The sequence below is a fragment of the Microcystis sp. Msp_OC_L_20101000_S702 genome (assembly GCF_007095705.1).
GTDB lineage: Bacteria > Cyanobacteriota > Cyanobacteriia > Cyanobacteriales > Microcystaceae > Microcystis > Microcystis ichthyoblabe_A.
In genome coordinates this window covers 1-7,922 of the sequence record NZ_SFBO01000173.1, presented here as the reverse complement: position 1 = coordinate 7,922, position 7,922 = coordinate 1, and the positions used below count along the sequence as shown (strand labels likewise).

9 protein-coding genes are annotated in these 7,922 nt (G+C 45.6%); 5 read left to right on the top strand and 4 right to left on the bottom strand.

Annotation, left to right across the window (positions count from 1 at the left end; all coding sequences use genetic code 11):
* Positions 1-141 precede the first annotated feature (141 nt).
* From EWV60_RS18305 to prmC, 3 genes are all read left to right on the top strand, one after another.
* A complete protein-coding gene (locus EWV60_RS18305) occupies positions 142-576 on the top strand; it encodes a hypothetical protein (protein WP_002755150.1) in 435 nt (144 codons plus the stop codon).
* Positions 577-964: 388 nt separating this feature from the next.
* A complete protein-coding gene (locus tag EWV60_RS18300) occupies positions 965-1,762 on the top strand; it encodes a Tic22 family protein (protein WP_002755148.1) in 798 nt (265 codons plus the stop codon).
* A 5-nt stretch (positions 1,763-1,767) separates the two neighbouring features.
* Complete coding sequence (prmC, locus tag EWV60_RS18295) at positions 1,768-2,652, top strand: peptide chain release factor N(5)-glutamine methyltransferase (protein WP_069475428.1); 885 nt, start codon at positions 1,768-1,770, stop codon at positions 2,650-2,652.
* Here prmC and EWV60_RS18290 read toward each other — a convergent pair.
* The 4 genes from EWV60_RS18290 to EWV60_RS18275 are packed head-to-tail and all read right to left on the bottom strand — an operon-like array spanning position 2,649 to position 5,533.
* Positions 2,649-3,185: a hypothetical protein gene (locus EWV60_RS18290; protein ID WP_130757072.1), complete on the bottom strand. Its 537-nt coding sequence runs from the start codon at positions 3,183-3,185 to the stop codon at positions 2,649-2,651. The two genes, prmC and EWV60_RS18290, sit on opposite strands and share 4 nt — an antisense overlap.
* Positions 3,149-3,850: an orotidine-5'-phosphate decarboxylase gene (gene pyrF / locus EWV60_RS18285; RefSeq protein ID WP_287233897.1), complete on the bottom strand. Its 702-nt coding sequence runs from the start codon at positions 3,848-3,850 to the stop codon at positions 3,149-3,151. Before pyrF ends, EWV60_RS18290 begins: the two co-directional genes overlap by 37 nt.
* Before the next feature lie 14 nt (positions 3,851-3,864).
* Positions 3,865-4,329, bottom strand: a complete 465-nt coding sequence (locus EWV60_RS18280) for an MEKHLA domain-containing protein (protein WP_045362745.1) — start codon at positions 4,327-4,329, stop codon at positions 3,865-3,867.
* 22 nt (positions 4,330-4,351) lie between these two features.
* Positions 4,352-5,533: a M20 family metallopeptidase gene (locus tag EWV60_RS18275; protein ID WP_287233894.1), complete on the bottom strand. Its 1,182-nt coding sequence runs from the start codon at positions 5,531-5,533 to the stop codon at positions 4,352-4,354.
* A gap of 371 nt (positions 5,534-5,904) precedes the next feature.
* Between EWV60_RS18275 and queF the strand changes: the two genes are divergently transcribed.
* Both queF and EWV60_RS18265 read left to right on the top strand, forming a co-directional pair.
* The gene (queF, locus tag EWV60_RS18270; RefSeq protein WP_002732669.1) at positions 5,905-6,300 is read left to right on the top strand and encodes a preQ(1) synthase; all 396 of its coding nucleotides are present in this window, start codon (positions 5,905-5,907) and stop codon (positions 6,298-6,300) included.
* A gap of 521 nt (positions 6,301-6,821) precedes the next feature.
* Positions 6,822-7,625, top strand: coding sequence for a tetratricopeptide repeat protein (locus EWV60_RS18265; protein ID WP_287233892.1), 804 nt, complete (start codon positions 6,822-6,824; stop codon positions 7,623-7,625).
* Positions 7,626-7,922: the final 297 nt, after the last annotated feature.

The window sequence follows — 7,922 nt, the reverse complement described above, 5'->3', positions numbered from 1 at the left end:
ATTAGGATAAGTTATGACTTAAAAATTAATCAACAACTAAAGCTTATGCTTGTAGCTAAGTGAAATCATTGATTAAGAGACCTGTACTTTTCAATGACTTTTTCAGCAAACCCTATTTAACTAATTCCGAGGATAATTACCGTGAAAACAGCGAAATATCCCGAAAAAATTGCCGCTCTCTGGACAACATTCCTCTTGGGAACTCTATTTCACACCCAACTGGGGTTAATGCCACTCTTCCATGGTCAATCGATCGTCGAGAGTCATCAAACCAGCAATCTCGATCCGATTTTCTGGGGAATGTTGCTCTTTTTTTTGCTGCCAATGTTAGCGATTATCGGGGTCAATTTTAGCGAAAGTCGCTCCTTGCGAAAAGTCCATTTCTGGCTGACAATTCTCTATTCTGTCTTGAATTTAGCCCATCTGATCGCCGATCTTTTGGTTAGACCGATCGCCTGGTATCAAATTGCTCTCATGGCAATTTTATTGATCATCGGACTGATTTTAAATCTAGTTTCCTATCAATGGCTGCGGTTAGCGATCGCCCATCCGCGCCATCTCTCGGAAAATCATTAGCAGCGCCAAGATCAAAAGGTGGCCCGTTGACTAACTGATTCAGACAAAAGGATGCCTTTTGATCTCAAGTTGGGGCTTATTAGGGTAAAAGCCAGCTTAAACCAGAGCTAAAGGGATTTTTTCTGAGAATTTAACTTAAAAAATCTAATTAATCCCTATTATTTCCCAGATCAGCCCGTAAATTGTTCCTGTTTCCAGGCTGACGCTGCCACCTCATCTCACCAAGTGCGGCTCTTTTTAGCTATGATAGTTCAGAACCAAGCCAATAAAGGGAACTTTTGGGGCTGGTTATTCATCAGAAAACTCCTAATCGGAGGAGTTAAGCAGACGATATAGTTCAGATTAACGGCAAATATTGGTTAATAGTAATAACGAGGTAATTATTTTGATGAAATCTCTCATTCGTTGGACGGCAACTCTTGGTTTAGTAGGAACGACAATGTTGACTTCGCTGCTGGGCAGCTATTCTAAAGCACTCGCTTTACCGGAAGAACAAATCGTCAAAACCTTGCAGTCTGTACCTGTCTTCGCTATTGCCGATGATCAAGGAGTTCCCTTAATTGCCGTAGAAAAAGAACAGAAATTCACGGGGGTTTTTATCAGTAAGCAGGACGCACAAAACTTTTTTGAACAACTGAAAAAAGAGAATCCTGAAGTGGCCAGCAAAGTTAAAGTTCAGGCTGTTTCCTTGGCACAAGTCTATAAAATGCAAACCAGTCAAACCGATCAAAATCGTTTAATTATCGATTTTGTTCCCAAAGAGTCGGAAGTAGAATCGGCGAAAAAACTGCTCAGTGAAAGAGGTCAACAGTATCAAGGTGGTGTACCTTTATTTGTGCCGAAAGCAGGAAAAGAGAGTAATTTTCTGGTGGTCAATCGCAATAATCAGGATTTTATTCCTTTCTTCTTTGAAAAAGCCGCCGCTTTGCAAATGGTAGAACAATATAAAAAAGCCAATCCCGCCGAAGCAGCCACGGTGAAAATTGATGTTATTCCCTTAGAAAGTGTCATCGCCACCCTACAACAAAGTAACGATGAAGCTTTAACTAAAATTCTCCTCTATCCTAGCCAAGAAACGATTGATTTTATCCGAGCAAATAGTAACCAAAATGCTCCCAACCAACCCCCAGCAAATCAGCCACGCCCTAATAATAATACCAATAATCCCCCCGCCCCCAATCGTTAAGCCTTGTGTCTGCTAGTATTTCCGGTCAAGAATTAAGTCAATGGCGCCAACAGGCGATCGCGGATTTAGCGCAAGCGCAACTATCTCCGAAGGAAGTGGATATATTTCTGCAAGCAGTGACAGATTTAGATACTCTTTCCCTGCGCTTACAATCCTTTCGCGAACGAGAAAAAATCCCCTTGAGTTATTCTTGGTCGGAAATTACTAAACGCTGGCAAAAACGCCTTAAGGCAAGGGTTCCCTTGCAGTATTTGCTCGAATCGGTGGTCTGGCGTGATTTTACTCTGAAAGTCTCCCCAGAAGTCTTAATTCCTCGTCCCGAAACCGAGTTATTAATCGATATCGTTGGAGAAACCTTCAGAGGAGACGACGGGGGAATCTGGGTAGATCTGGGAACCGGTAGCGGTGCGATCGCTATTGGTTTAGCCAGTATCTTGACAAAAGCAGAGATCTATGCTATTGATTACAGTCAAACGGCTTTAGCGATCGCCAAAGAAAATATCATCAAGACGGGTTTTGCCGACAGAATTATCTTAAAACAGGGTTCTTGGTGGACACCCCTAGAGAAGTGGAAAGGACAGATTAGCGGTATGGTGTCCAATCCTCCCTATATTCCCAGTGCAGAAATCCTCGACCTACAAATTGAAGTGCGGGAACATGAACCCCGTTTGGCCCTCGATGGAGGTGAAGACGGATTGACCGCGCTGCGCTATCTAGTGGCCACTGCTCCCGATTATCTGCGATCGGGAGGCCTTTGGCTAGTGGAAATGAGAGCCGGTCAAGGGGAAAAAGTAGCGCAAATGCTGGAAAATCAGGGCAATTATCGACAAATTCAGATTATTAACGACCTAGCAGGTTTTGATCGCTTTGTTTTGGCCGAGCGAATTTAGCGCAATGCAGCTGCTTCGCAGTCCCGCAGCCAGAGACGCACCGCTTGGCCGATGGTCCCTTGACTGGTTTCTAAGGGAGGTAAGGGGACTTGAGCAGGTTCAAGGGCAGCTAATTGACTGTAAATCGTCACTAATCGCCATCCTTCCCCAGTTTTAGTTAAAAATAACCAGTGATAATTTTGGAGAGTGACAGAGCGATTTTTGCTGTACTGACGCTCTAAAGTCGTAAAAAAAACCTGTTGAGTGTCATCGGCAATTTGACCGGAATATTGATTAGCACTTAAAGGTAGGGGTGCAAATTCGGGACGACCGGCAATAATCACAAAAACCGGTGTAGATAATTCTTGATCGATTTGGGAGCGGCTAATAACTCGGTTAGCATAACCGGGTAAATCTGACAAGAGGCGATCGACTAAAAGATTTAAATCCTCCGGACAGCTAGAAAGAGGAAGACTAACTGCTGGCAAGTTAATCCCGAACATAACCAGTAATACCCCTAAATATCGCCTAATTCGTGACAAATTTTTGCCCATGCTACTTTTGGCTCCTCAGCACCAGTGATCGGTCGTCCAATTACTAGATAATCAGCCCCAGCTTTAAGCGCTTGGGCCGGAGTCATCACCCGACTTTGATCCCCTTTGCTTGACCAGGAGGGACGAACTCCGGGGCAAACTAAGAGAAAATCCTCTCCACAGACGCGACGCAATTGCGCCACTTCTTGGGGAGAACAAACCGCCCCATCAATTCCCGATTCTTTGGCCAATAATGCCAGATTTAAGGCATATTCCGATAGTTCTAGGGGAATTTTGAGGTCGAGGGCTAATTCCCTGGCGTTAAGGCTGGTTAAAACGGTGATAGCGAGAAGTTTTGGCGGCGATAGCAGGTCAGAAATTGCCTCCTTAGCCGCCGTCATTGCTTGCCGTCCGGCTGTTGCGTGCAGGGTGAGTAAATCCACTTGATAGCGACTGGCGGAACGACAGGCCCCGGCGACCGTATTGGGAATATCATGGAATTTAAGATCGAGAAAGCTCTTTTTTTGTCTTTCTTGCAGAATCCCTAGAATTTCTGCACCGCTACTAACAAATAATTCTAGTCCCACTTTCCAAAAATTGACTTCTGGCAGCAGATCAAGCAGTGCGATCGCTGATTCTAAATCCGGCACATCAAGAGGAACAATAATTCGGTCTGAGTTGGTCATATTGGGGCGATAAATCAGAGAAAAATCCAATCGGCAAAAGTGGCAGCCTGTCCGCAGTAAATGCCATCACGATCGATGATATTCCAAACGATCGCTTTTTCAATACGAAATAGTTGACCGTTTTTCGTGATCCTTACCCCGTGATAATCGTTGATATAGCCCTGTTTTTTGACTAAATCCAGCATTTTTTGGCGTTCTTGGGCGGGTTCCTCTCCCTCTACCGTTGCTCGCGAAGGAGTTGTTAATAATTCTGGCCAAGTTAAACCCCAGAGATCGAGGGCACCGCGATTACCATAATTGAAGATCGGATTAGTTTGCGTACCGTGGGAAACCAGCACAAAAGGGGCATAAAAGAGCATTTTACTCTGTTCTTTGCCAGTACCGATCCGGGGTAAAAGCGATCGCCCGATTAACCGTTCATAATTATCCAGCAGCAATTCTGTCCAAGCTATAATAGCTAAATCTTGCCAAATTTCCATAAAATTATCTTGAAAAACCGGTTTAATCTTCCCTTTGCCAATATTTATAGGCCGCGTAGGCTAAAGTAATCACTCCCGTCAGAATTGCCGACTCATCCACTAAAAATTCCGGATGGTGAAGGGGGGGATTGAGGAGGTGAGGAGAACCCACTCCCAGACGGAACATTGTCCCCGGGGCCTGTTGCAAATAAAGGGAAAAATCCTCGGCCCCCATGGAGGGTTCCGAGAGAATTAAAACCCGATCCCGTCCCCAAGCTTCTAAAGCAGCTTCTTCCACCAAACGAGTTAAAAATTGGTCATTTTGTACCGATGGCACACCCCGACGATAATTTACTTGACATTTAGCGTTATATGTGCTACAGACATTCGTGACCAAACTCTCGATCCATTCTGGGAGATGGGCGTGGGTTTCTGGGTGCAGCGATCGCACTGTTCCTGCCATGCGTACCTGATCGGCGATGACGTTGGGGGCGCGACCACCGCTAATCTGGCCGATGGTGAGGACAATGGGACGCAAAGGGTTTTGAGTCCGACTAATTGCCTGTTGCAAAGTGGTGATTACTTGCGAAGCGATCCAGATAGCATCGATCGCCTCGTGGGGCCGGGCCCCGTGGCCGGATTCCCCTTGAATAAAAATCTCCAGATCGTCTGCAGCCGCAGTTAAGGCCCCGTAACGAACCCCGATCGATCGGGCCGGAATCGAGGGGAAAACGTGCAGCCCGAAAACGGCGCTGACATCCCGCATCACCCCTTCCCGGATCATCCAATTGGCCCCCTGGGCGATTTCCTCTGCTGGTTGAAAGAGAAAGCGTATTTTTCCCTGCAAAGGTTCCGAGAGACGGGAAAGCACCATCGCCGCCCCTAAACCGACGGTAGCATGAACATCGTGACCGCAGGCGTGCATAATCCCCGGTTTGCGGGAAGCAAAGTCTAAATCGGTCTTTTCTTGGATCGGTAGGGCATCCATATCGGCCCGGATGGCTAAAATCCTTCGATCACTGCCTTTTCCCGCCAATTCTCCCTTAACTCCCGTTTTTCCCACCGCTTCCTGCACCGATAGACCACAGGAAGACAAAACCCCGGCAATATAGGCGGCAGTTTGATATTCTTGCCCGCTTAACTCTGGATTCGCGTGAATGTGGCGGCGAATCTCCACTAATCGGGGTGCGAGACTCTCGGCTATGTTTTTAATCTCGGAGAGCATGAAACCAGTTTTACAGTATCTTTAGGGTTAATCATAGAGCATTTTTTACCTGAAAAGTTGGGTCTGGCTGATTTTCAGTCTCAACTGTCTTCTCGGCACTCTTTCAACCCAGGACTAAGCTAATTTGTCAAGAGGATGCAGGAGTTAAGTAGGTAGGCGTTAAAAGTTGTCAGACACCCCCCTTATTAAGGGGGGACTAAGGGGGGATCGGCACCCCCCTTATTAAGGGGGGACTAAGGGGGGATCGAACCTAAAATCCATTTTTAATTTAATTATAACCAGCTACTTACTATTCATCTGTTGATTCGGTAACGCCTCTTGAGAGAATATTCCAGCTATGATAGAAAACAGTGTCTAGTTAGGAAAAAAACATGGTTCAGTCTTCCGAAAAAATTGAAGTTAAGTACGGGGAAAGAGAAATTGCCGAAGGAACATTAATTACTTTCCCCAATCCACGCCCCGGCAGAAATTACGATATTCATATTACTCTGCCGGAATATACCTGTAAGTGTCCCTTTTCCGGTTATCCCGATTTTGCCACTATTTATCTTAGCTACGTTCCCGATCAAAAGGTGATGGAATTAAAGGCGATTAAACTTTATATTAATAGTTATCGCGATCGTTATATTTCCCACGAAGAAGCAATTAACCAAATTTTAGATGATTTGGTGGCCGCTTGCGAACCCTTGCAGATGAAAGTTAAGGGGGATTTTCATCCCAGAGGTAACGTTCATACCGTGGTGGAGGTGATGTATAAAAAAGAATAGCATAATTGTCTAGTTTGGGGATGGGGTTGCTCCCATCCCTTGCTGTTCTAGTTTTTGTTGTTCAAGTTTTTTGCTGTCCTTGTTTTCAATACTTATTTTAAAATTGTCCTCTATACTTAGAGCTTGAATCTTATCGTTAAAAGTTGGTTGATTGCCTTTGACTGCTGCTAGGTAAACTGCCCGCGCATTTAAATTGCTTATTGAGATGAGGCAAGAGGCAAGAGGCAAAACGGAGAATAAATCATCAGTTTTTAATAACCAGATTTAGTATAAGTAGGGCTGGCTGAATAAATCTAAAAACCTTGTTGGATAATATTTTTAGGCTTTTTTGCAATCAAAAACTGCCAACCCTTGGCGTGATCGTAGGGGAAATTTAGGCACTTTTTCCCTGAAAATTAGGTAATTGAGCCACTGAAAATGGGTAAAACCCTATACCCCACACCCCACACCCTGCCCCCAGTAAAAACTTTTTCAGCAAACCCTAAGTAGAATTTCAAATCATCCCCAGTGAGGAACTAGCCATGAAATCCTTTGCCCTTCTTACCACCCTTAGCCTAATCAGCCTTTCCACCCTCGCGACTGTTCGCCCCGTCATGGCGCTAGAGAGCCGACAACCAGCCGAAACCCGGATCGCTCAAGGGAACAATCAAGACGCGATCGGCCACTATAACCGGGGAGTTGGCTACATCCAACAAGAAAAATACGATCTCGCCCTCGCTGAATTCACCAAAGCGCTCAACATTGATCCCCGATACGCCGAGGCTTACCTCAATCGCGGGTTTCTTTACGAACAACAGGAGAAACCCGACCTCGCCCTGTCCGATTACAATCAGGCGATCAACATTAATCCCCGATTGGCCGAAGCTTACAACAATCGCGGGTTTCTTTACGCCGTACAGGGAAAACCAGACCTCGCCCTGTCCGATTACAATCAGGCGCTCAACATTAATCCCCGATTGGCTCTGGCTTACAGCAATCGCGGGCTTCTTTACGCCGGACAGGGGAAACCAGACCTCGCCCTGTCCGATTACAATCAGGCGCTCAACATTAATCCCCGATTCGCTGAGGCTTACCTCAATCGCGGGAATCTTTACAAAGAACAGGGGAAACCAGACCTCGCTCTGTCCGATTACAATCAGGCGCTCAACATTAATCCCCGATACGCAATGGCTTACGGCTTTCGGGGGCTTCTTTATTACTCTCGACAAGAAAGGGAAAAAGCGATCAGAGATTTGCGACAAGCCGCCGAACTGTACCGCCAGCAAGGAAACGCGGCGTTATATGAAAAGGTTATGGAATTCCTACGGCTATTAGGCGCGGTCTAGTCCTTTTTCTTGGGTTGAGTCCGTCGGTTGGGTTGAGCGAATCAATGGGTTAAAGAAAACCTCTCAATTTTAGGGGAAAGGGAAACCCAACAGCCAACACCTCAATCCGTCTGAATAGGCGATCGCTTCTCATGGCTTTTTGTGGGGTTTCCTTGGGTCAATTCAACCTAGGATAATTGTTATCAGTATTTAGTTTTTTCTAGTCTAGTCTGTTAATTGTTCATTAAAAACCTTCGGGATGGATGTTATTTTATGACCTTAAAACAACTCATACAAGACAAACGAGAGGATATCCTA

What these genes read in the sequence shown, in the direction of transcription:
- EWV60_RS18300 (WP_002755148.1), top strand. Translation starts at nt 965, where the DNA reads ATGAAATCTCTCATTCGTTGGACGGCAACTCTTGGTTTAGTAGGAACG.
- EWV60_RS18290 (WP_130757072.1), bottom strand. Translation starts at nt 3,185, where the DNA reads ATGGGCAAAAATTTGTCACGAATTAGGCGATATTTAGGGGTATTACTG.
- pyrF (WP_287233897.1), bottom strand. Translation starts at nt 3,850, where the DNA reads ATGACCAACTCAGACCGAATTATTGTTCCTCTTGATGTGCCGGATTTA.
- EWV60_RS18280 (WP_045362745.1), bottom strand. Translation starts at nt 4,329, where the DNA reads ATGGAAATTTGGCAAGATTTAGCTATTATAGCTTGGACAGAATTGCTG.
- EWV60_RS18275 (WP_287233894.1), bottom strand. Translation starts at nt 5,533, where the DNA reads ATGCTCTCCGAGATTAAAAACATAGCCGAGAGTCTCGCACCCCGATTA.
- queF (WP_002732669.1), top strand. Translation starts at nt 5,905, where the DNA reads ATGGTTCAGTCTTCCGAAAAAATTGAAGTTAAGTACGGGGAAAGAGAA.
- EWV60_RS18265 (WP_287233892.1), top strand. Translation starts at nt 6,822, where the DNA reads ATGAAATCCTTTGCCCTTCTTACCACCCTTAGCCTAATCAGCCTTTCC.